We start from the raw sequence: 23,393 nt of genomic DNA, 5'->3' as shown, positions 1-23,393 counted from the left end.
ACTCGTCAGACTTCAAACTGCATGTACGCTGGCTTTTCTTCGACTATTGCAGATGCTTTTTTATTGCAACTGAACGTCACTCTGCGGAATGCAGCTACAGGTAAGAATCTCGCCGTTTTCTCTGATGGCACTTTGCTTCAGTGCGGAAACCTCTCCGCTGACTAACGTCAATTTACAGCAACCGCACAATCCTGCCCGACAAGAATAGGGGATTCGAATACCCTGTTGCTCCAACTGCTCCAGTAAAATCTGCTGATTGTTCCCTTGTAATGATTTTCCCTGATAGTGGATGGTGACGGCCTGTTCGCTTTTTTCGGGAACGACAAGGCTTTCGACCACCTGACCAGAACCATAAGGACGCGGCGGTTTGGTCGCTAAGACTTCCAGCGTATCGCCTACGCGAATGATGCCCGTATTTCTGGCGACCAAATTTTGCCCAAAATCAACGTCGCCGTTCTCGGCAGTACGGAAAGATTGCAGCGTTGCCAGCGGTTCTCCTGACGGGTGCTTACGGCCACGTTCGATGCTGACGGTGGTGAAGATACAGCGGCTACAGGGTTTGACAACGTCAAAAATAACCTCGCCAATACGAATGGTCTTCCATCTGTCTTCGGCAAAGGCTTCTACGCCTGTTACGACCAAATTGGGGCGAAACTGTTCGATTTTAATGCCGGCGGGACAGCGCTGGCGCAGCGCCTGAAATGAGGCATCATTAATTAACAGAAACGGATAGCCATCGGCAAATGCCAGAGGAACATCAGGATAATGCTTAACTCGCCGCGATGGCTCATTTCCCACCCAGCGAAGCTGTACGGCACGCTGAAAATAGTGGCTTAACCAGACGTTGATAGCGTCAGAGGCGACGAGCGCCGTAAAGTGCGTTCCCCAGACTTCTGTCGGCTGAGGTGCCTCGGTGAAGTCGGCAAAACGTATCGTGGCCGTTTGACCATCCGGTGCGGCAATAAACAGTCCATCGGGTAACAAGGCGGGGGTAAATAACACCATCTGCGGATACTGGCGGGCAGTAATAAATGTGCCATCCGGTTCGGTAATCATGAAGGCACGATCGTTCGCCAAACCGCTGACAGACGCCATCGCGTGGGACAGCTGTAGCCCCCGCATCGATTTTACCGGATGAATATAAAGCCGCGTTACGCCAATCACTGACCTGTTCCTTGCCAAAGTAAAACGGCAACTTTATGACAAGCGTCTCGGATTAGCTATAATGCGCCTCAATTTCTTTTTCTATACCCGTCATACTTCAAGCTGCTTGTGCGTTGACCGCCCTTACTCACCCCAGTCACTTACTTATGTAAGCTCCTGAGGATTCATGCGGTTGTCGCCTTCACGCAACGTGAATTATTTAGGGTATAGTTCGTTTTTTTACATATTTTGGTGATAGTGACGACATGAATGCTTTGTTTGCCAGTACGGCGCGGGGATTGGAAGAGTTATTAAAAAGCGAACTCGAATCATTGGGTGCGCAGTCCTGTGCGGTTGTGCAGGGCGGTGTCCATTTTGAGGGTGACAATCGCTTGCTGTACCAGAGCCTGCTGTGGAGCCGTCTGGCATCGCGCATTCTGCTGCCGCTGAATGAATTCAAGGTACACAGCGATCTGGATTTGTATCTGGGCGTGCAGGCGATTGACTGGTCAACGATCTTCAGCATCGATAAAACCTTTGCCGTGCATTTTACCGGTACCAATGAAGATATCCGTAACAGCCAATACGGCGCATTAAAAGTTAAAGATGCGATTGTGGATAGCTTCACGCGCAAAACCGGACAGCGTCCAGACGTAGCGAAACAGCAGCCGGATATTCGCGTTAACGTCTTTTTGCAGCGTGATACAGCCAGCGTGTCGCTGGATTTAAGCGGCGACGGCTTGCACCAGCGCGGTTACCGCGATCTGGCGGGGCTGGCACCGCTAAAAGAGAATCTGGCGGCGGCAATTGTTTTACGTTCTGGCTGGAAGAATGGCACGCCGCTGGTCGATCCGATGTGTGGTTCCGGTACGTTGCTGATCGAAGCCGCTATGATCGCGGTTGATCGCGCGCCCGGTTTGCATCGTACGCACTGGGGATTTAACGCCTGGTTAAAACACGATGCTGAACTATGGCGTGAAGTGACGGCCGAAGCACAGCAGCGCGCTCGTCAGGGGTTACAGGCGACGACATCGCGCTTCTTCGGGTCGGATAACGACCGTCGAGTGATTGAGATCGCCAAAGCCAATGCGCGTCGTGCAGGCGTTGCCGAACTGATTTCTTTCGACGTGAGAGATGCCGCGCAGCTAAAAAATCCACTTCCGGAAGGCCCGAGAGGCACGGTTGTCAGTAACCCGCCTTACGGTGAGCGCCTGGAAAGTGAACCTGCGCTGATCGCCCTGCATAATATGCTGGGCCGTAAGATGAAAAGCGATTTTGGTGGCTGGCAGCTCTCGCTGTTCAGCGCATCGCCGGAACTGCTGAGCTGTCTGCAACTGCGTGCTGAGCGCCAATTCAAAGCGAAAAACGGCCCGCTGGACTGCGTACAGAAAAATTATCAACTGGCGGAAACGCAGGGTGAATCTGCGGGGCAAATCGCAGAAGACTTTGCCAACCGTCTCCGTAAAAACCTGCGCAAGTTGGAGAAGTGGGCGAAGCAGCAGGGGATTGAGTGCTATCGCCTCTACGATGCCGATCTGCCTGAATATAATGTGGCGGTTGACCGCTACGGCAGTTGGGTCGTCGTACAAGAGTATGCGCCACCGAAAACCATTGATGCGCAGAAAGCCCGTCAGCGCCTGTTTGATGTGATCAACGCGACGCTGAGCGTGCTGGAATTACCGTCGAACCGTTTGGTGCTGAAAACGCGCGAACGTCAGAAAGGGAAAAACCAGTACGAGAAACTGTCGCAGAAAGGCGATTTTCTGCTGATGGAAGAGTTTGGTGCCAAGCTGTGGGTCAACCTGACCGACTACCTCGATACCGGTCTATTCCTCGACCACCGCATTGCCCGCAAAATGCTGGGTGAGATGAGCCGTGGCAAAGATTTCCTTAACCTGTTTGCCTACACCGGCACAGCGAGTGTGCACGCGGGACTGGGCGGCGCACGTTCAACGACCACCGTCGATATGTCACGTACCTATCTGGAATGGGCTGAGAAAAACCTGCGGGTGAATGGCCTGACCGGGCGTCAGCATCGCCTGATTCAGGCGGATTGCCTGTCATGGTTACATAACGCTAATGAACAGTTCGATGTGATCTTCATTGACCCACCGACCTTCTCCAACTCAAAACGTATGGAAGAGTCGTTTGATGTCCAGCGCGATCATTTGGCGCTGATGAAAGATCTCAAACGTCTACTGCGCCGTGGCGGCACCATCATGTTCTCGAATAATAAACGCGGCTTCCAGATGGATACCGCTGGCCTGACCGCGCTGGGGCTGAACGCCAAAGAAATTACCGCGCAGACCCAATCGCAGGATTTTGCCCGTAATCGTCAAATTCATAACTGCTGGCTGCTAACGCATGCCGGTGAGGAAAAGTAACCGATGTCTTTAATCAGTGTTTCAGGTGCGTGGCTGTCGTTCAGCGATGCGCCGTTGTTGGATAACACCGAACTCCATATCGAAGAGAATGAACGCGTTTGTCTGGTTGGCCGCAACGGTGCCGGAAAATCGACACTGCTGAAAATTCTGGCCAAAGAGGTCCCGCTGGATGATGGTCGTATCACCTATGAACAGGATCTGATTGTCGCGCGCCTGCAACAGGATCCCCCGCGGGATGTTGCTGGTAGCGTTTTTGATTTTGTTGCTGAAGGGGTCGCTGCACAGGCAGATCACCTGAAAAACTATCACGCCATGCTGCGTCTGGTAGAAAGCGATCCGAGCGAAAAGAACCTGAATCAATTGGCTAAGTTGCAGGACGTTCTGGAACATCAGGGCCTGTGGCAGCTGGAAAGTCGCATTCACGAGGTGCTGGAACAGCTTGGTCTGTCCGCCGATGCGCCGCTGGCTTCGCTTTCCGGTGGCTGGCTGCGTAAAGCTGCACTCGGCAGAGCGCTGGTGAGTTCGCCGCGTGTGCTGCTGCTGGATGAACCGACTAACCACTTGGATATTGAAACAATTGACTGGCTCGAAACCTTCCTGAAAACGTTCCAGGGCAGCATTATCTTTATTTCCCATGACCGTTCGTTTATTCGCAATATGGCAACCCGTATTGTCGATCTTGACCGCGGTAAGCTGGTTTCCTGGCCGGGTAACTACGATAAATATCTGGAAGGGAAAGAAGAAGCGCTGCGAGTGGAAGATCTGCAAAATGCGGAGTTCGATCGCAAATTGGCGCAGGAAGAAGTGTGGATCCGTCAGGGCATCAAAGCTCGTCGTACCCGTAACGAAGGTCGCGTGCGGGCGCTGAAAGCCATGCGGCAGGAACGTGCACAGCGTCGTGAAGTGATGGGCTCGGCGAAAATGCAGGTTGAAGAAGCTGCCCGCTCCGGCAAGATTGTGTTTGAGCTGGAAGACGTGAACTATCATGTTGACCAGGGTTCTCTGGGCGAAAAGAAAGTGCTGACGCGCAATTTCTCCGCTCAGGTACAGCGCGGCGACAAGATTGCGCTGGTGGGGCCGAATGGCTGCGGTAAAACCACGCTGCTAAAATTGATGCTGGGTGGATTGGAACCGGTCAGCGGTCGCGTGCACTGTGGCACGAAGCTGGAAGTTGCCTATTTCGATCAGCACCGTGCTGAACTCGATCCAGAACGTACGGTGATGGACAACCTGGCGGAAGGCAAACAGGAAGTGATGGTCAATGGCCGCTCACGCCATGTGCTGGGCTATTTGCAGGACTTCCTGTTCCATCCGAAACGTGCCATGACGCCAGTAAAAGCACTCTCGGGTGGGGAGCGTAACCGCCTGCTGCTGGCGCGCTTGTTCCTCAAACCCAGCAACCTGTTGATTCTTGATGAACCGACCAACGATCTGGACGTGGAAACGCTGGAGTTGCTGGAAGAGTTAATCGAAAGCTATCAGGGAACGGTTCTGCTGGTCAGCCACGACCGTCAATTCGTCGATAATTCGGTGACTGAATGCTGGATCTTTGAAGGTGACGGCAAGATTTCCCGCTTTGTCGGTGGGTATTACGACGCACAACAGCAGCGTGCCACGGCCACGCCACTGCGAACGACGGCTGCGCCAGCAGTAACCGCAACAGCGCTGGCGGCGAGCACCGCACCGTCCGCTAAACGAAGCGCGGGGAAATTAAGTTATAACCAGCAGCGCGAATTAGATCAGTTGCCGCTGCGCCTTGAGCAACTGGAGCAGGAAATTGCGTCGTTGCAAGCACAGATGAGCGACGCCAATTTCTTCAGCCGTCCACATGACGAAACGCAGCAGGTCTTAAGCGCTCTGGCGGAAGCGGAAAGCGCGCTGGAAACCTGTTTCGAACGTTGGGAAGAGCTGGAAGCACAGAAAAACGGCTAATACGCGTGGTTGTGTGACACCATCAATACGGGCGCAACATCTCGTGTTGATGGTTTTTCGGTCATAAGCTGACGACGTTTTGAAGGAGAGAATGCGTGTGTTCCCATCACGATCGACATGACCTAGATCTTCAACAAACAGAGCGTCATCAACACAAACACGATCGTCAACATGATCCCGCTCATGAGCATAGCCCTGAACACGAACATCATCACCATGATGACTATATGCTTTGCCCGCAGTGCGACCTGCTGGTGGAATTACCTGAGCTGTTACACGGCCAGAAAGCGACCTGTCCACGCTGTAAAACTGCACTAACCAACCGCCAGACGGAACCGCGTAAACGGCCGGTTGGCTATGCGGTGAGCGCGCTATTCATGCTATTGCTGGCAAACCTCTTCCCCTTCGTTTCTATGCGTGTCGCGGGAATCACCAGCGAAATTACCTTGATACAAATTCCTAAAGTGATGGTGGCGGAAAACTATGCCAGTGTCGCGACGCTGTTTATGCTTTTTGTCCAACTGGTCCCGGCTTTCAGTATGGCGACCCTCATTCTGCTTTGCCTGCATGCTTCGCTGCCGCTGGCGTTGAAAAAAAACCTGGGCAAAATGCTGTTCCACCTCAAAAGCTGGGGGATGGCAGAGATTTTTCTGGCTGGCGTGCTGGTCAGCTTTGTCAAACTGATGGCCTATGGTGACATCGGCATCGGCACCAGCTTTATGCCTTTTGTCCTGTTCTGTCTGCTACAGCTGCTGGCCTTCCAAAGCCTCGATCGCCGCTGGCTGTGGAATGACATCGTGCCGCCCCCCGCGCTGCCTGCGCCCCCGGTTCTGGGACAAAGCGGGCTATCGCAAGGGCTGCGCTCGTGTTCATGCTGCACCGCCATTCTGCCAGCCAACCAGTTAATATGCCCGCGCTGCCACTCACGCGGACATGCCCGTAAGAAGCACAGCCTGCAATGGACGCTGGCTCTGCTGATGACCTCTGTGCTGCTCTATATCCCCTCGAACCTGATGCCGATCATGGTGACCGAAGCCTTCGGCGATCGCATGGGATCGACGATTATGTCGGGCGTCATCCTGCTGTGGGGAATGGGATCTTACCCTGTCGCGCTGGTGATTTTTGTCGCCAGCGTCATGGTGCCATCGCTAAAAATGCTGGCGCTGGGCTGGCTTTGCTGGCAGGCCAATGGCAAAACCAAAAAAAGGGAAGACAGCGAACGCATGCATGTCATCTATGAGATGGTTGAGTTTGTTGGACGCTGGTCGATGATTGATGTGTTCGTTATTGCCGTCTTGTCGGCGATGGTGCGCATCGGTCGCCTGATGAGTATTTATCCCGCCGTTGGGGCGGTGTTGTTCGCGGCCGTGGTGATTCTGACCATGTTTGCCGCGATGATGTTTGATCCCCGTTTGTTGTGGGATCGTCGCGATGATGTTCTTCATAAGGAGCCTGCCGTTGGCGAAAGATAACCATGCCATTGCGGATGTAGAAACGATTAAACGCTGGTCTCCGGTCTGGATTGTGCCGATTGTCACGGTACTGATCGGTGCCTGGATACTGTTTTACCATTTCAGCCATCAGGGGCCGCAAATTACGCTGATTACCAGCAACGCAGAAGGGATTGAAGCGGGAAAAACTGCCATCAAAAGCCGTAGCGTAGACGTTGGAGTGATAGAGAGCGTCGTACTGAGTGACGACCTCCATCGAGTGGAGATCAAAGCACGTCTGCATGATGGTATGGATAAATTGCTCAAGCAGGACTCCGCTTTCTGGGTGGTGAAGCCGCAAATTGGTCGCGAAGGCGTTTCCGGTCTGGGGACGCTTTTATCCGGCGCTTACATTGAGCTACAGCCCGGAGCCAGTAAAGAGGGTAAAAGCGAGTTTACCCTGCTGGATGCGCCGCCGCTGGCCTCGCCGGATGCGAAAGGTATTCGGGTAATACTGGATAGCGAGCAATCCGGGCAGTTGAATGCGGGCGATCCGGTCCTGTTCCGCGGCTATCGGGTGGGGTCGGTGGAAACCAGCGAGTTCGATCCGAAAGCACGCAAGATGCGCTATCAGCTGTTTATCTCTGCGCCGTATGACGGTTTGGTCACGACCAACGTCCGTTTTTGGAAAGACAGCGGCGTCGCGTTCGATATGTCGGCGCAGGGCATGCGTGTCGAAATGGGCTCGCTGACTACGCTATTCAGCGGGGGCGTCAGCTTTGATGTCCCTGCCGGGTGGGAACTGGGCGATGCGGCCAAGACAATGGCACAGTACCGACTGTTTGATAGCCAGCGCAGTATTCAGGACTCGCTGTATACCGAATATAAAGAGTATTTGCTGTTCTTCAGCGAATCGATCCGTGGTCTACAGGCGGGTGCGCCGGTTGAATTCCGCGGCATTCGACTGGGCACGGTTGCCGAAGCGCCATTTTTCCCAAAAAATATGAAGCAGGATCTGGATGATGATTATCGTATTCCGGTGCTGATCCGTATTGAACCCGATCGGTTCGAGAAGAAGATTGGTGGCTCGTTCGATTTTGAACAGCATCTGAAACAAGCCCAGTCGCTGGGGCTGCGCGCGTCGATGAAGTCGGCTAACCTCCTGACGGGCGCGCTCTATATCGATCTCGATTTTTATCCAAAAGAGAAAGTGGATAAACAGCTGTTCGTTCTGGACGGCTACCCGGTTCTGCCTACCATTGACGGTGGCCTGTCACAGATTCAGCAGAAGCTGATGGCGGTGCTGGATAAGGTGAATAACCTGCCTCTGAACCCGATGGTCAATGAAGCCACGAAGACGCTGACGGAAAGCCAGACAACGCTGCGCGAAATGCAAAAAACGATGGCAACGCTGAACAAGCTGACATCCAGCAAAGCGATGCAGGATCTGCCTGAAGATATGCAAAAAACGTTGCTTGAATTGAATCGCAGTATGAAAGGCTTCCAGCCTGGCTCACCGGCGTATAACAAGATGGTTGCGGACATGCAGCGGTTGGATCAGGTGCTGCGGGAGCTACAACCTGTGCTGCGTACCCTGAACGAGAAAAGTAATGCGTTGGTCTTTGAGGCCTCGGGTAGTCAGGATCCTCAGCCGAAGAGGGCAAAATAATGATGAAAGCATGGACACTGGTTCTGGCTTTGGTATTGAGCGCGTGCAGCAGTAGCAATACGCAGAAAACATACTATCAACTGCCGACAATCGCGGATGCCAATACGCCACAGGCTGTGGTGACTCAGGGTCACCCGCTATGGGTGGAACATGTCAGCGTGGCAGATTATCTCGCCAATGCAGGCTTGGTTTATCAGACTAACGATGTGCAATATGTCATTGCCAGTAACAATCTGTGGGCCAGCCCGTTAGATCAGCAATTGCAGCAGGCGCTGGTGACGAACCTGGGGCATAAACTGCCCGGTTGGGTCGTGACCACGCAGCCGCAGGGAAGCGATCAGGCAGTGCTAAACGTGACGGTTACGGGCTTTCACGGCCGTTATGATGGCAATGTTATCGTGCGCGGAGAGTGGATGCTGACCTATCAGAGCAAAGTGGTTAAGCGACCCTTTAGCGTAGTGCTACCACAAACGGAAGACGGCTATGACGCGCTAGTGAAAACGCTGGCGCAAGGCTGGCAGCAGGTTTCCCAGTCGATTGCCCAGCAGGCGGATACGCTGAAATAACGATGACAGGCACTCGGTATTATCCGGTCACGGTTTGACACAAACAGCGTTCTAAGAAATCAGGCCTCTAAAGATGTAATGCTGTGATTGCATTACGTTTTTAGAGGTTTTTTATTGTTTTCAATCAGTTAGGTTTTTCAGTTCTTTAACGGGGAAAATTCTTATTTTGGATCACAAATATGACACTGGCGTGAATTTTGCGCCTTGACCTTTGGCGACAGAATCGGTATTGATAGTCTGTGGTTGCTTACAAAGTAATCATTGTTTTCTTTCCACCAGATAAATAATGAGGGAAATAAGGCATGAAGAGACAGAAACGCGATCGCCTGGAACGGGCTCATTCACGTGGTTATCAAGCAGGTATTGTCGGTAGACCAAAGGAATTTTGTCCTTATCAATCAATTAATGCCCGGTCTTACTGGTTGGGAGGCTGGCGAAAAGCCATGGAGGACAGGGCTGTTACCGCTTAGCGCGCCTTGTCATTAGAGGGAACGCCTCCGCTTTTGCGGAGGCTTTTGTTTTTAGGGGCTAATAGCCCTGATTCTGCCTCTCAGTTCAATCGATACCGAGTTCACCGTCGACAGACACGATCAACACGCACGATCAATACGTACGATCAATAAATACATTCAACAGACATATCGGGCTTCGAGCAATGTCCGATGCTTTGTTATTCCTGTAACGTTATTTACCTATTAATTTCGATTTCGATCATTTTCCCTCTATTTTTTAATCGTTATTGCTCGATATTGTCTTTAAATTGAGCGAATGAGGTGATTTTTCATTATTTATTGTTAAAAAATCTATCATTACTACCTGGATGGTATGGCTCAAGGCGGCAATGTAGTGTAGTTTTTTGTTCGGAATTTTCTGAAAAGCGGTTAGAGAGAAGAATATCGTGAAATTACGAACCAGAATTGCACTGCTATGCGGTACGACCTTGTTAGGGATGTTAATTTTATCAGCGGTGGCGCTGAATACGCTCTATAACACGATGATGAGCGAACGCACTGGCCAGCTTTCTACGCTGGTTCAACTGGCTCACGCTGCGGCACAAAAGGCATATGACCTTGAGAAAAGCGGTCAGCTGTCACGTGAGGACGCAGAGAAAGAGGCCAAGCGGGCAATTAGCAGTTTCCATCAGGACGATCGCTATTTCTTTGTACGCGGCTATACGAATGATGTGAACTACGTTCACCCTAACCCTAAACGCATTGGCATTGTCGATGCCAATGGCGGTAAAGAGGCGGGAGAACGCTACCGCGCGTCGCTTCAAGGCAATACGATTGGCACGGTGATCGCGGAAGGGACGCGCCCGGGGCAGCAGAATAAAGTGGAGAAGCTTTATGCCGTCATTAAATTCGAGCCTTGGGATTGGACGATTGGCTACGGTGACTATATTGACGATATCCAGCAAACGTTCTGGCGCAATGCGCTGATCCTGCTGTCTTTAGGACTGGTTCTGCTGTTAATCATTTCCGCGTTTGCATGGAATATGTTGCGTACGCTGATGCATCAGCTTGGCGGCGAGCCGCAATATGCGGTGGAGGTTGTGCGTGAAATTGCGGAAGGCAATTTGCGCGTCGATGTTGAAACGAAGCCGGGCGACCAAACCAGTATTCTTTACGCTATCCGTGCGATGCGCGACAACCTGTCGCATCTGGTTAATCAGGTTCGCAGTAGTACCAATTCCATTGCCACAGCCTCGACGCAGATCGCATCGGGTAACGGCGATTTGTCTGCCCGTACCGAATCGCAGTCCAGCGCATTAGAGCAAACGGCATCGGCAATGGAACAGCTGACCGCAACGGTGAAACAGAATGCAGATAACGCGCGCTACGCGAATGAACTCGCGGTGTCGGCATCGGATGTCGCGGTGCGTGGTGGGGATGTTGTCAGCCGGGTCGTGGTGACGATGGATTCCATCAGTACATCATCGCGTAAGATTGTGGATATCATCGGCGTTATTGACAGCATCGCTTTCCAGACGAATATTCTGGCGCTGAATGCGGCGGTAGAAGCGGCACGGGCCGGTGAACAAGGCCGCGGCTTCGCCGTCGTCGCAAGTGAAGTTCGCACGCTGGCGCAGCGCTCTGCATCCGCCGCTCGGGAAATTAAAGGCTTGATTGATGATTCCGTTGCCAAGGTGGGCGAGGGCACGGATTTCGTGAAGCAAGCTGGCGATACGATGAGTGAAGTCGTTGAAAGTGTACACCGCGTAACGTCCATGATGGGTGAGATTAGCGTGGCGAGTGCAGAGCAGCGTTCCGGTATTGAACAGGTCAATCTCGCGATATCGCAGATGGATCAGAGTACCGAACAGAATGCGGCGTTGGTTGAAGAAGCATTGGCTGCGGCACACTCGCTGAGTGAACAGGCACAAGAGCTGTCACGCACCGTTGAACAATTCCGCGTTGATGAATCTGCGGGCAACTATCTGGCGCTGGGGGCAAGATAGCAGGAACAACAAACGGCAGGGTTCAAGCAGTATCGAACTTTGTCGACGTTTTTCATCAGTCATGACATAAGATTGAACCCGACATATACGTGTCGGGTTGTTCTTAAAACCAGCGATCAGCTTAAACATCTCACTCGTTACTGGAGGGACAATCTTCAGAAAGACTCCCAATCTTCTTTATTCGCAGGCGGCAGCGCTGCGGGTTTCAGCCTGGTAGATAATTGTGTGCCGGATGATGGACGATTTTGCGTCGTGGACTCCGTTCCCAACCTGAATACTGAGATCAGTTGTGACAACTGATCGGCCTGTTGTTCCAGGGAAGAGGCTGCAGCAGAAGATTCCTGCACAAGAGCAGCATTCTGTTGAGTGGTTGAATCCAGTTCTGTCACAGCTTTACCTATTTGATCAATACCTCGACTCTGTTCTTCAGATGCACTCGAAATTTCATTCATGATCTCACTGACATTGGTGACTGAGGAAATGATCTGTTCCATAGTGCCCCCCGCTTTATTCGCCATTTCTGACCCGGTGTGCACACGTTGGACTGATTCCTGTATGAGACTCTCTATTTCTTTAGCTGCCTGCGCACTACGTTGTGCAAGGTTTCTTACCTCACCGGCGACAACAGCGAAGCCCCGGCCTTGTTCACCGGCCCGTGCCGCTTCTACCGCCGCATTCAGCGCCAGAATGTTCGTCTGGAATGAGATGCCATTAATCACGCTGATTATTTCAGTAATTTTCTTCGAGCTTTCAGTGATCACACCCATAGTATTGATCACATCCCAAACAATTTTGCCACCTGAACGTGCGTGGTTTGCGGCCACTTCAGCAAGATGACTGGCTTCACGGGCATTATCTGCATTACGTTTTACGGTTGAGGTTAATTCTTCCATGCTGGCTGCAGTTTCCACAACGGCGGATGATTGCTCTTCAGTGCGTGATGCCAGATCTGTGTTACCTGCAGAAATTTCTGATGATGCTGTAGCGACATGCATGACAGATTCTTTGATCTGAGAAATCATTTCACGTAACCGCTGATTCATTACTGCCAAAGCGGTAGTCAGGCGACCTAGTTCATCGGAGGGCTGAGGTTCAATTACGGCAGTCAAATCACCATCGGCAATATATTCGGCAAGGGTCAGGCTGTTCCTTATTTGGCGGGTCATCTGGCGTGTAATTAGCCATGCGACTAATAGACCGATTACAACTGCGCACAGCGCAACCAGTGCTGTCATGGATATCACTTTCTGCGTGATATCCAGGTTTTTTTGAGTTTGTGACGCCACTAAATTTTGTATCGTGTTATTAAGTTTTTCGGCAAAGCCTGTTAGTGTGTTAGCGGCATCTCGTGATTGTTGAAGTGCCGCAGAATAGTTATTGACATTACCTTTAAGCGTATTAAGAAATAGTTGTGCAGCTTTTTTATCTGATTCGGTTAGCTGTAGGTTTTCTGTCGCTAACAGATTCAAAGCAGAACGGTAATCTGCCTCAAAAATATCCTGTCCGCTTTTTCCGCCAGATGACTGTATCTGAAGCACGTGGCTCCACAAGCGATTGAATAAATTCAGTAGTATTAAGTCTTGCTTTGTGGATTGTTCATGAGTGATTAACAGCTGATTCAATTTGTCCAGTTCAGACTTCTGTTCTGGTGCCGTCAACATTTTAGACATATCCACTAATTGGCGTTCAAATTTGACAAAGTTATCCCGTGCATCGGTATAGGCAGGGATGGTGTTTCTTAAGTCATTGAATAATGTTCGTGCATCTGCTTCCCATGCGAAGCTTTCCCCTTGTACTGCCTTGTTATACATTTTATCAACAGCAACTTTGTTTGCTTGAATGACACTCTCATCGTGATTGATTTGATAGGCAAGACGGTTTCGCCGTGCGTCGTTCAATTCATCATTGATTTCACCGATCAATGCCCCCTTTAGTGCATAACCCCGGATGTTAACTGATTGCTGTATACTAAAAACTGATGAAATAATGATGATGATTATCAATATGGCAAATCCGCCGAACAGTTTGGCTGCAACGGAAAGATTTCTGAACCCTGAAGAAAGGTATGTCATAGTTATATCCTCAAAAATATTTTCATTTTAAAACATGTCAATGACTAGGGTTGTTAATTCCCTACGTGGTTTGTTAGTTTTTTGTGTATATTAAACTAATGCCAGTTTCATTATTATTTATCGCTATGCATGAGATAAAATAATTCTTTTATTGTATTTTCGGATGCATATTAATAATCTTTAGTGTTTGTTTAAAATAAATAAAATGTTTAAAAATAGCTGGTTACGTATTTTTAAGGAATGGTTTTTTATCATGATTCAATAAAATTATGATATTGTTTTTTAATTTGATGATATAAATCATTCTATGTATGATTTATTTTTTTTGTTAATCGAATGTGATTTTATTCACAGCCGAAATGTTTATCCCTGATGTTGGTGTAATGTGAGCATAGTATGGGCACGATACTCTATCCAGTTGATACCTATATTTATTTTTACTTGAAATATTATCCTTTCTATTCAATGATATAATGTGTATTTAAAAAGTGAATAAGAAATGTTTTTTTATTTATAAAATATCTAAAGCAAGGCACGAAATATGCTCCACTGAATAGTGACGGTTTCAGGAAGATGGCGTGATTTCGTTAAAGAGAGGTGAACCTAAGTAAAATGCTGATTTCAGCAGTTTCAGGTGAGATGACTCCTGTGATTTCACGTTAATCTGTTTTTTCTGCGCGATGCCTTATGGATGGTTTCTGTTTTGTTGAGCATCAGTCAGTTAATGGGCAGGCCGCCGTTGGCGGTCCAAAACGCCAATCCTGTCGTTTTGTCGAACCCTGTCAAGGCTTCTCATCCGTTCCATCACCATAAAAGAAAACGCCCCTGACTTGCGTCAAGGGCGTTTTCTTTTATATGGCGGTGAGGAAGGGATTCGAACCCTTGATACGTTTTCACGTATACACACTTTCCAGGCGTGCTCCTTCAGCCTCTCGGACACCTCACCGTGGCCTCGCCGTATCACATAGCAGCGGACGGCGCTAATGTAGGGAAATTGCCGAACAGCGTCAACAAACTTCTGCATTCAATGCGCGCAATTAGCTAAAGTTAACGCAATTTGTTGCTTTGCTCACCGCTTTTCATTTTTCGCCCTCGCGCATTCCCTCGTCATGCGCCAAAAACTGATGTTTCAGTTGTGTTAATCATGCGTTGTAATTCCGTTCACTGGCTGCGGAATAGCCCTGAAAATGGTATGCTGATTTGCAAACTTTGCCCCAGGAGAACCTATGTATCCCGTCGATTTACATATGCACACCGTTGCCAGCACACATGCTTACAGTACCCTGCATGATTACATCGCTGAAGCACAGCAAAAGAATATCCGCCTGTTTGCCATCACCGATCATGGTCCGGATATGGCGGATGCACCGCATTACTGGCACTTCATGAATATGCGCGTTTGGCCGCGTCTGGTGGATGGCGTCGGCATCCTGCGCGGTATCGAAGCAAATATTAAAAATATCGAGGGTGATATAGACTGCACCGGACCGATGTTGGATCAGGTGGATGTGATTATCGCAGGCTTTCATGAGCCGGTTTTTCCACCACAGGATAAAGATACACATACTACGGCGATGATCGCGACCATGGCACGTGGCGACGCGCATATCATTAGCCACCCCGGCAACCCGAAATTTCCTGTCGATATCCGCGCGATTGCGGAAGCCGCGGCGAAATACAATGTGGCGCTGGAGCTAAATAACTCTTCTTTCATGCATTCACGCCAAGGTAGTGAGCCAAACTGTCGGGCGATTGCGGAAGCCGTTCGTGACGCAGGTGGGTTACTTTCTTTAGGTTCCGATTCCCATATTGCGTTTTCTCTGGGAGACTTTACCCACTGCGAACGTATTTTGCAGGAAGTGAATTTCCCACAGGATCGGATATTGAACGTCAGTCCTCGGCGCGTGTTGGATTTCCTCGAACAGCGTGGAATGCCTGCTATCGCTGAACTTGCTGATTTGTGACGCCGTCACTTAAAAGTGTTACTTAAAGACAGTGCCACTTAACAATAAATAGGGTTATTAATGAACGAGTTTTCTATTGTGTGCCGCCTATTGGGCACGCTGTTTTATCGCCAGCCGCAGGATCCTTTGCTGACACCGTTATTCACGCTGATTAAAGACGGAAAACTGGCGCAGCACTGGCCACTGGAGCAGGATGCATTGTTGGAACGTTTGCAAAAAGGTCTGGATTTGCCCGCAATGGCGGCGGATTATCAGGCGCTGTTCGATAGTGAAAATGGCTCAGTGTCGCCGCTGCGTTCGTCTTATGAAAGCGATGCTGATGACGCGGAAATTCGTACCTTTTTGCAACAGCGTGGCATGCCGTTAAATGACGGTGGTGTGGTTGGGCATTTTGGTAGCTTGTTGCTTGCCGCGTCATGGCTGGAAGATCAGGCACAAGAAGACGAAACCGCTGCACAGATTACCCTGTTCGATGAGTATCTTTTACCGTGGAGCGATCGTTTTCTCGGGAAAGTAGAAAGTCACGCCACCACCGCATTTTATCGTACGCTGGCGATAGTGTGCCGTGAAGCGCTGGAGGCGATGCGAGATGAACTGGGTGAAAGCGACGAAGAAGACGAATCGGAAGCGGAAGAATAATACCGCGGTATGAAACCCCGCAGTATGAAATCTAGTGCGCCGATAGCAAACATGACGTGTGCTATCGGCGAGTCAGTATTAATCAGTAAACAGGATAACGATCTGGCCAGGTTTGATTTCGATGCCTTTTGCCATCTTCTTCGCCATTGATTCCGCTGTACTCTTATCCGCATTCAACACGTAAGCGGGTTTTTGGTCAAAATAGCTTTTTAGTGATTGATTAAGATACGGACTGAGCGTTTTCATTACCGCCTGCATTTTTTCCGGCTGTACAGTGTAATCAACCAGTTCCATATCTTTCAGGTAAATCGCGCCCTGCGTTTTATCAAAAACTGGCTGTGCTTTCAGCGTAAGCTTCATGTCGGCAGCCTGATTGCCCAACAGGGACGAAATATCGACCTTCGCGTTGCCCGTCAGCGTCACTTTTCCCGGTTCTGCCCGACCAATCTGGCTGGACAGTTCGGTCAACACAATATGGGCATCCACCACGCCGGGCACGCCCAGCTGTTTCTGATAATCATTGTGTTTTTGCAGGTATTCATTCACCTCTTGCTCACTGAGCGTGTATTGCGTGAGTTTATTACAGCCACTGAGTGTAAAAGCGAGCAGCACTGCGGCCGCTGCCATCCATCCTGATTTTTTCATTATTCTGACCTCTTGATGCTATTTACGCGCACAATTCATTCCTACGGTAGTCTATTCACATGAACGAGCGCTTTATGTGAATAATCAACACGATTCTGCACGGGCAGCGTGCGCCTGATGCGCAGGGTAAACAATAGGATAGCACTGAAATGGCGGATAATGCCGCTTCAGAACGAAGCGGCGGAGTAAAACTAAACGATTAGATACTAAACGATTAGATTGCCAGGCTGCTGAGTAGCGTGACCTGAGTCTGTTTCGCCATATTATCCCGATAGTCCGCAACACGGGAAGGCGGCGTAACACCCGCAACAATGGACAACGAGCGGAGCAGCGGAAAGAGGTTGATGTCGTCCGTTGATAACGTGCCGTTACAGGCATTCGGTTGAACAATCAGTGGATCCAGATCCTGTAAATCATTGTTCAATTTCTTAATCAGCCCCTGCGAGTGGTTCAGGTGGTCAGCAAAATTGCCTAGCTGAGCTTCTTTCTTATTGACGAAATATTGTCGGGCGGAAGCGGAGGCAAATTCTTCAAAAGCCGCCTGAGCAAAGCGGGGAATAATGAGGCGCGGCGTATACTCGGTGACTTTACGCAGCCAGGCGGCGATGGCCGGATTGGTTGAGCCAGTCAGCAGCGGTTTGCGGTCGTAATTATCGATGTAATGAACGATGTCCATGCTTTCTGGCATGTAGCTGCCATCGTCTTTTTGCAGAATGGGCACCATTTTCTGGCCGATCAGTCTCTCTGGCGTTGCAGCGTCATCGTTCGCCAGTATTTGCAGTTCGACAGGGAGATTTTTCAGGCCGAAGATCATGCGCGCTTTAACGCAGTAGGGGCAGTGATCGTAAATGTAGAGCTTCATACATCGTCTCCTAAATCACAGGTTGTAGACAAAGGCCGCAGGGCGACCAAGCGTGTAACCCATCACCAAACAAGATAAATCGAGTATGCGAGAAGGCTCGCGACGATAACAATTGTTTGAATGTATTAGGAAAGTATAGGAGGGCTTTACCGACGAGATCAAACTCGTCGGTAAAATTCAGACTAATGACCACCCAGCATCGCGGGCTCAATGCGGCGTTGGTTGAACTGCCAATACAATGCGGCTAACGTCAGGAACCCGATGGTGCCGAGCATGAACCACGGCAGTTCCGGTTGATTCAGTGCGTGTCCGGTATCGAATAACCAGCCGCCGCCGCTGTAACCAATCGCGCCACCCAGTGCCAATCCAAGTCGGCTGAACCCCATATAGCTGCCTCTGGCTCTGGAGTCCGCCAGCGAAGCGCTCAAGGTTTCACGCGCAGGTTCGGCGATAATCGAACCAATATAAAACAGGCTGATCAGCAGCAGCAGGGTTTGTAACTCCGTCGTCATCCCGATCGGGAACATACTGACGGACATGATGAAAAGCCCAGCCATCAGGCGCTGTTCCAGCCGGAAATGCTTCTCGCTCCAACGGGCGATAGGGTAAAGCAGCGTCAGCGACAGCACCGCTTCAATGGCGTACATCCATTTCACCGCAGACGGCGTTCCGGCGAGCTCGTTGACCATAATCGGTAGCATCAGCAGAACCTGAACGGCCAGCATGTAATAGCCCGTCAGTGTTAAGACGTACATCAGGAAACGGCGGTCACGGATGACACGCGTCAACCCTTCCCGTATTGGCGTCTTGACCGTTGAGATGCGGTAGGCTGGCAGCAGCCAGGCATTAAGCGCAGCGGCAAGCACAAAAATGACCGCACCCGCCCAGCAGACAATCTCGAAATCGTACTGGAGCAACCAACTGCCGATGAGGGCACCGATAACGGCACCGGCGCTATCCTGCATCATTAACAGGGAGTAGAACCGACCGCGTTCCTGCGGACGAACCAGCTTGATGACCAGCGCGGTACGTGGCGGATCGAATAGCGTGCCGCCAAGGCCGGATAGCGCACAAGACAACCAGAGCAGCCAGGGTTCATCGGCGATCGCCATGAAGACAAAACCGGAGGCACGTAGCAGCATCCCAGTAATAATCATCGGTTTGGCACCAAAACGGTCAGCAATAGCCCCGCCGAAAATACCGAGCCCTTGCTGAATAAACTGGCGCAATCCCAATGCGATACCGACTAATAATGCGGCCCAGCCGAGATCGTCGACAAAGCGAATGGAAATAAGGGGAAAGACAACGAAGAATCCCAAAACCACCAGCATATTATCGAGTAATAAAAAATATTTACCCAAGCTCCGAGCTTGCGACATCAGAGGCATGTTTCACCACAACGAAGAAAGGAGGAAAATAACAGACGTGACTATTTTGTACTCTAATTCGACTTTGGTATAGCCTATTGTTGGATAATATTTTTTTATCGATTTAACGTTATCCTGGTAGCATTTCGGCGAGAAAAAATGCCTTTCCTGAGTCAACTGCGCAATAACTCGGCGACGGGGATTTTACGTCTATGAATTTATGTGGTTATAGTAAGGATTATCGGAAATACCGATATTTTCTGCTTATGCGGAATAGTGATTTTTTCAGCGGCGATGAATTTTACTTATCGATAACATGGAGAGACAGGGGGAAAAATGTTTGGCTACCGTTCAACGCCGGTAAGAGTGCAATTGACAACTGACAGGCTGGTGGTGCGTCTGGCCCATGAACGCGATGCATGGCGTCTGGCCGAATACTATTCTGAAAACCGCGAATTTCTTAAGCCGTGGGAACCCGTGAGAGACGCGAGCCATTGCTACCCATCAGGCTGGCAGGCGCGTTTGAGCGTGATTAACGATATGCACAAGCAGGGCAGCGCCTATTACTTCCTCCTGTTGGACCCGAATGAAAACGAAGTGTACGGCGTGGCGAATTTCAGCAACGTGCTGCGGGGATCGTTTCACGCCTGCTATCTGGGCTATTCACTTGGTCAAAAATGGCAGGGGCAGGGGCTGATGTATGAAGCGCTGCAACCGGCAATACGTTATATGCAGCGTCAGCAGCATATGCATCGCATCATGGCTAACTATATGCCGCATAACCAGCGCAGTGGGGGATTACTGACGCGTTTGGGGTTTGAACGTGAAGGCTATGCGAAGAATTATCTGCTCATTGATGGCAAATGGCAGGACCATGTATTAACCGCGCTGACCAACGCCGAGTGGAAGTCTCCGCGTTAAGGAAAAATGATGAAATACCAATTGGATGCTCGTGAAGCCCGCGTGATTGGTTGCATGCTGGAAAAGCAGATCACGACGCCGGATCAATACCCGATGTCGTTAAACGGCATCACCACGGCCTGTAATCAGAAAACCAACCGTGAACCTGTGATGGAACTGAGCGAAAGTGAGGTCCAACAAACGCTGGATTTACTCGTGAAGAAGCATTTCCTGCGCACGCTCAGCGGGTTTGGTAATCGTGTCGTGAAGTATGAACATCGTTTTTGTAATTCTGAGTTTGGTGACCTGAAGCTCTCGCCTGCGGAAGTCGCGCTGGTGACGACGCTGCTTCTGCGCGGCCCACAGACGCCGGGCGAACTGCGTACGCGTGCGGCCCGATTGTATGAATTTTCTGATGTCGGTGAAGCTGAGTCTACCCTTGAACAGCTGCAACAGCGTGAGGATGGGCCGTTTGTCGTCCGACTGGCGCGAGAAGCAGGGAAACGGGAAAGCCGCTACCAGCACCTTTTCAGCGGCGAGGTTAGTAATGCTACCGCTCCCGAAACGGACAGTGCAAGTGACAACTCATCGCTGGCCGAACGTGTTGAGGTGTTAGAAAAAGAGGTCGCTGAACTTAAACGTCAGCTTGCCGCGCTGTTAGCGTAATGAATCTGTCTCAGGGAGAAAATCAGTGATGAAGCCTCAGTTTACGTCTGCGGAAAGGGTTCCAGAGAATAGCGGTTTGACCCGACGTCCGCGTATCGGCGTCGTTGGGCTGGGAGCTATCGCGCAGAAAGCCTATTTGCCGATTCTCAGTCAGGCTGAACGCTGGGAACTGGTTGGCGCGTTTTCTCCCGATCGGCAAAAGACGCAGCGAATTTGTCAGGACTATCGGATGACGAGTTTCTCTGCACTGGATGAACTGGCAGCACAGTGCGATGCGGTTTTCGTTCACAGCAGCACCGCCAGCCATTTTTCCGTTGTGAGCCAGCTGCTCAACGCGGGTGTTGATGTTTATGTGGATAAACCGCTGGCAGAGACGTTGGAGCAGGCGGAAGCGCTGGTCGAATTGGCAGAGCAACGACAAAAAATTCTGATGGTCGGTTTTAATCGTCGTTTCGCACCGTGTTATCAGCAGCTAAAACAGCGGCTGGATCAACCGTCATCGCTGCGCATGGACAAACATCGGATTAATGGCGTTGGTCCGCAGGATGTCCGTTTTACGCTGCTGGATGATTATCTGCACGTGGTGGACACTGCGCTCTGGCTAGCGGGCGGCGACGCTCAACTGATTGATGGCGTGTTGCATGCGAATGCGGACGGTCAACTGCTGTATGCCGAGCACCATTTCCTGAGCGGCGGTTGTCAGGTGACGACCAGTATGCATCGTCAGGCTGGAAGCCAGCGCGAATGGGTTCAGGCTGTTACCGAGGGGGGGCTCTATCAGGTCGATGAGATGCGTGAATGGCGTGAAGATCGCGAAGGAATAACGATCCGCCCAGCGGTACCCTCCTGGCAGACCACGCTGGAACAACGCGGATTTGTCGGTGCGGTGCAGCATTTCATCGCGGCCGTTGAACAACGGAAACCAGCGGAAACATCAGGTAACCAGGCGTTGCTGTCCCAGCGTATGATTGATAAATTGCTGGGAAAAAGCTGAAAAGTTCAGCAGTTATGGCAATGCGCGGTAGCTATTACACGTGCAATGCGTAGACTAGTCGCACCTCGCAATCAGGATAACCTCAACGGGTTAATAATCGGTCCTGAACCGTTCAGAACATAATCGATGAATCTACTTAAATCACTGGCTGCCGTCAGTTCCATGACCATGTTATCGCGCGTTTTAGGCTTTGTGCGCGATGCCATCGTCGCCCGTATTTTTGGTGCCGGTATGGCGACGGACGCCTTCTTTGTGGCGTTCAAACTGCCCAACCTGCTCCGGCGAATTTTCGCGGAAGGCGCATTTTCACAGGCTTTTGTGCCGATTCTGGCAGAATATAAAAGCCAGCAGGGCGATGAGGCTACGCGGACGTTCCTCGCTTATGTCTCTGGTATGCTGACGCTGATTCTGGCGTTAGTCACCGTGGCGGGGATGGTCGCCGCACCGTGGGTCATCATGGTGACCGCGCCCGGTTTTGCCGCGACGCCTGAGCGATTTGAGCTCACTTCGGATCTATTAAGAGTCACGTTTCCCTATATCCTGCTGATCTCGCTGACTTCTATGGTCGGTTCGGTGCTCAATACCTGGAACCGTTTTTCGGTGCCCGCGTTTGCTCCGACATTGCTTAATGTCAGCATGATTGGCTTTTCGCTGTTTGCTGCCCCGTATTTTAACCCACCAGTAATGGCGTTGGCCTGGGCGGTTTTGGTTGGCGGTTTACTGCAACTCGGCTATCAGTTACCGCATCTGAAAAAGATTGGCATGCTGGTCTTGCCCCGCCTGAAATGGCGTGAACCTAGCGTCTGGCGCGTCATGAAGCTGATGGGGCCTGCGGTTCTGGGTGTATCGGTAAGCCAGATTTCGCTCATCATCAACACCATTTTCGCCTCTTTTCTCAGCGAAGGGGCAGTGTCATGGATGTATTACGCCGACCGTCTGATGGAGTTTCCTTCCGGCGTTCTCGGCGTGGCATTAGGGACGATCCTACTGCCGTCGCTGGCGAAGAGTTTTGCCAGTGGTAATCATGACGAATACTCCCGTCTGATGGATTGGGGGCTCCGCCTGTGTTTCCTGTTGGCGCTGCCGAGCGCGGTGGCATTAGGCATTTTGGCTAAGCCCTTAACCGTGTCGCTGTTCCAGTACGGCAAATTTAGCGCCTTTGACGCACTGATGACCCAGCGGGCGCTGATTGCCTATTCGGTTGGACTGATGGGACTGATTGTCGTCAAAGTACTCGTGCCCGGTTTTTATTCTCGGCAGGATATCAAGACGCCAGTCAAAATAGCGATAGTCACGCTGATCCTGACGCAAGTTATGAACCTGATCTTTATCGGCCCTCTACAACATGCGGGTCTGGCGTTGTCTATCGGTCTGGCTTCCTGCTTGAATGCAGGCTTGCTGTATTGGCAACTGCGTAAGCAGGACATTTTCCAGCCGCTGCCGGGTTGGCGGGGGTTTCTGGTTCGCCTGTTGACGGCAGTTATTGTGATGTCGCTGGTTTTACTGGGTATGCTGTGGTGGATGCCTGCGTGGGATGACGGCAATATGACAATGCGAATCCTGCGCTTGTTGCTGGTCGTGGTCGCGGGAGCGGGTTCCTATTTTGCCACACTGGCGCTGTTGGGATTCCGTCCTCGGGATTTCGCCCGCCGTAGCGTGTGACAACGCCAAACCGTTATTCGGCTGTCTTTACCTGTAACGC

18 protein-coding genes and 1 tRNA gene are annotated in these 23,393 nt (G+C 50.9%); 13 read left to right on the top strand and 6 right to left on the bottom strand.

All coding sequences use genetic code 11. From position 1 onward, the window contains the following. Positions 1-60: 60 nt before the first annotated feature. A complete protein-coding gene (locus tag Q3A88_RS00735) occupies positions 61-1,164 on the bottom strand; it encodes a YcbX family protein (RefSeq protein WP_317177220.1) in 1,104 nt (367 codons plus the stop codon). 245 nt (positions 1,165-1,409) lie between these two features. Here Q3A88_RS00735 and rlmKL point away from each other — a divergent pair, with 245 nt between their 5' ends. The 7 genes from rlmKL to Q3A88_RS00700 all read left to right on the top strand — a co-directional run bounded on the left by rlmKL (position 1,410) and on the right by Q3A88_RS00700 (position 11,582). Continuing rightward, a complete protein-coding gene (gene rlmKL, locus Q3A88_RS00730) occupies positions 1,410-3,527 on the top strand; it encodes a bifunctional 23S rRNA (guanine(2069)-N(7))-methyltransferase RlmK/23S rRNA (guanine(2445)-N(2))-methyltransferase RlmL (RefSeq protein WP_317177219.1) in 2,118 nt (705 codons plus the stop codon). A gap of 3 nt (positions 3,528-3,530) precedes the next feature. Then, entirely contained in the window at positions 3,531-5,459 is a 1,929-nt protein-coding gene (locus Q3A88_RS00725; RefSeq protein ID WP_110163006.1) for an ABC transporter ATP-binding protein, read from the top strand. Between the two features lie 95 nt (positions 5,460-5,554). Beyond that, the gene (pqiA, locus tag Q3A88_RS00720; protein ID WP_317177218.1) at positions 5,555-6,931 is read left to right on the top strand and encodes a membrane integrity-associated transporter subunit PqiA; all 1,377 of its coding nucleotides are present in this window, start codon (positions 5,555-5,557) and stop codon (positions 6,929-6,931) included. Further along, on the top strand, positions 6,891-8,558 hold the full coding sequence (gene pqiB, locus Q3A88_RS00715; protein ID WP_375232370.1) for an intermembrane transport protein PqiB: 1,668 nt from the start codon (positions 6,891-6,893) through the stop codon (positions 8,556-8,558). The genes pqiA and pqiB overlap by 41 nt, the downstream gene beginning before the upstream one ends. Next, the gene (pqiC, locus tag Q3A88_RS00710; RefSeq protein WP_110163003.1) at positions 8,558-9,124 is read left to right on the top strand and encodes a membrane integrity-associated transporter subunit PqiC; all 567 of its coding nucleotides are present in this window, start codon (positions 8,558-8,560) and stop codon (positions 9,122-9,124) included. The genes pqiB and pqiC overlap by 1 nt, the downstream gene beginning before the upstream one ends. Positions 9,125-9,426: 302 nt before the next feature. Beyond that, on the top strand, positions 9,427-9,594 hold the full coding sequence (rmf, locus tag Q3A88_RS00705; protein ID WP_010276992.1) for a ribosome modulation factor: 168 nt from the start codon (positions 9,427-9,429) through the stop codon (positions 9,592-9,594). A 428-nt stretch (positions 9,595-10,022) separates the two neighbouring features. After that, positions 10,023-11,582 carry a methyl-accepting chemotaxis protein gene (locus Q3A88_RS00700; RefSeq protein ID WP_110163002.1) on the top strand — a complete coding sequence of 520 codons (1,560 nt, stop codon included), beginning with the start codon at positions 10,023-10,025 and terminating at the stop codon, positions 11,580-11,582. Between the two features lie 155 nt (positions 11,583-11,737). On the opposite strand, the gene Q3A88_RS00695 is transcribed toward Q3A88_RS00700, so the two are convergent. Next, complete coding sequence (locus Q3A88_RS00695; RefSeq protein WP_317177217.1) at positions 11,738-13,654, bottom strand: methyl-accepting chemotaxis protein; 1,917 nt, start codon at positions 13,652-13,654, stop codon at positions 11,738-11,740. A gap of 856 nt (positions 13,655-14,510) precedes the next feature. Next, a tRNA-Ser gene (locus Q3A88_RS00690) sits at positions 14,511-14,600 on the bottom strand. A gap of 280 nt (positions 14,601-14,880) precedes the next feature. Between Q3A88_RS00690 and Q3A88_RS00685 the strand changes: the two genes are divergently transcribed. Further along, positions 14,881-15,618 carry a phosphatase gene (locus tag Q3A88_RS00685; RefSeq protein WP_014915133.1) on the top strand — a complete coding sequence of 246 codons (738 nt, stop codon included), beginning with the start codon at positions 14,881-14,883 and terminating at the stop codon, positions 15,616-15,618. A gap of 60 nt (positions 15,619-15,678) precedes the next feature. Beyond that, positions 15,679-16,257: a molecular chaperone gene (locus tag Q3A88_RS00680; RefSeq protein WP_014915134.1), complete on the top strand. Its 579-nt coding sequence runs from the start codon at positions 15,679-15,681 to the stop codon at positions 16,255-16,257. 78 nt (positions 16,258-16,335) lie between these two features. On the opposite strand, the gene Q3A88_RS00675 is transcribed toward Q3A88_RS00680, so the two are convergent. From Q3A88_RS00675 to mdtH, 3 genes are all read right to left on the bottom strand, one after another. Then, positions 16,336-16,902, bottom strand: a complete 567-nt coding sequence (locus tag Q3A88_RS00675) for a lipoprotein (protein WP_120358349.1) — start codon at positions 16,900-16,902, stop codon at positions 16,336-16,338. A 214-nt stretch (positions 16,903-17,116) separates the two neighbouring features. Then, positions 17,117-17,764, bottom strand: a complete 648-nt coding sequence (gene grxB / locus Q3A88_RS00670) for a glutaredoxin 2 (RefSeq protein WP_039286828.1) — start codon at positions 17,762-17,764, stop codon at positions 17,117-17,119. Between the two features lie 182 nt (positions 17,765-17,946). Then, entirely contained in the window at positions 17,947-19,152 is a 1,206-nt protein-coding gene (gene mdtH, locus Q3A88_RS00665) for a multidrug efflux MFS transporter MdtH (RefSeq protein ID WP_010275951.1), read from the bottom strand. A gap of 315 nt (positions 19,153-19,467) precedes the next feature. Between mdtH and rimJ the strand changes: the two genes are divergently transcribed. The 4 genes from rimJ (at position 19,468) to murJ (ending at position 23,353) form a co-directional block, all read left to right on the top strand. Beyond that, positions 19,468-20,052, top strand: coding sequence for a ribosomal protein S5-alanine N-acetyltransferase (gene rimJ / locus Q3A88_RS00660; RefSeq protein WP_110162998.1), 585 nt, complete (start codon positions 19,468-19,470; stop codon positions 20,050-20,052). A gap of 9 nt (positions 20,053-20,061) precedes the next feature. After that, complete coding sequence (locus Q3A88_RS00655) at positions 20,062-20,697, top strand: YceH family protein (protein WP_039496023.1); 636 nt, start codon at positions 20,062-20,064, stop codon at positions 20,695-20,697. A gap of 28 nt (positions 20,698-20,725) precedes the next feature. Further along, positions 20,726-21,691: a Gfo/Idh/MocA family oxidoreductase gene (locus Q3A88_RS00650; RefSeq protein WP_317177216.1), complete on the top strand. Its 966-nt coding sequence runs from the start codon at positions 20,726-20,728 to the stop codon at positions 21,689-21,691. 126 nt (positions 21,692-21,817) lie between these two features. Beyond that, positions 21,818-23,353 carry a murein biosynthesis integral membrane protein MurJ gene (murJ, locus tag Q3A88_RS00645; protein WP_205541593.1) on the top strand — a complete coding sequence of 512 codons (1,536 nt, stop codon included), beginning with the start codon at positions 21,818-21,820 and terminating at the stop codon, positions 23,351-23,353. Positions 23,354-23,393: the final 40 nt, after the last annotated feature.

The organism is Pectobacterium sp. HCp5_1 (genome assembly GCF_032905925.1).
Taxonomy (GTDB): domain Bacteria; phylum Pseudomonadota; class Gammaproteobacteria; order Enterobacterales; family Enterobacteriaceae; genus Pectobacterium; species Pectobacterium brasiliense_A.
This window is presented reverse-complemented; position numbering and strand designations above follow the sequence as displayed.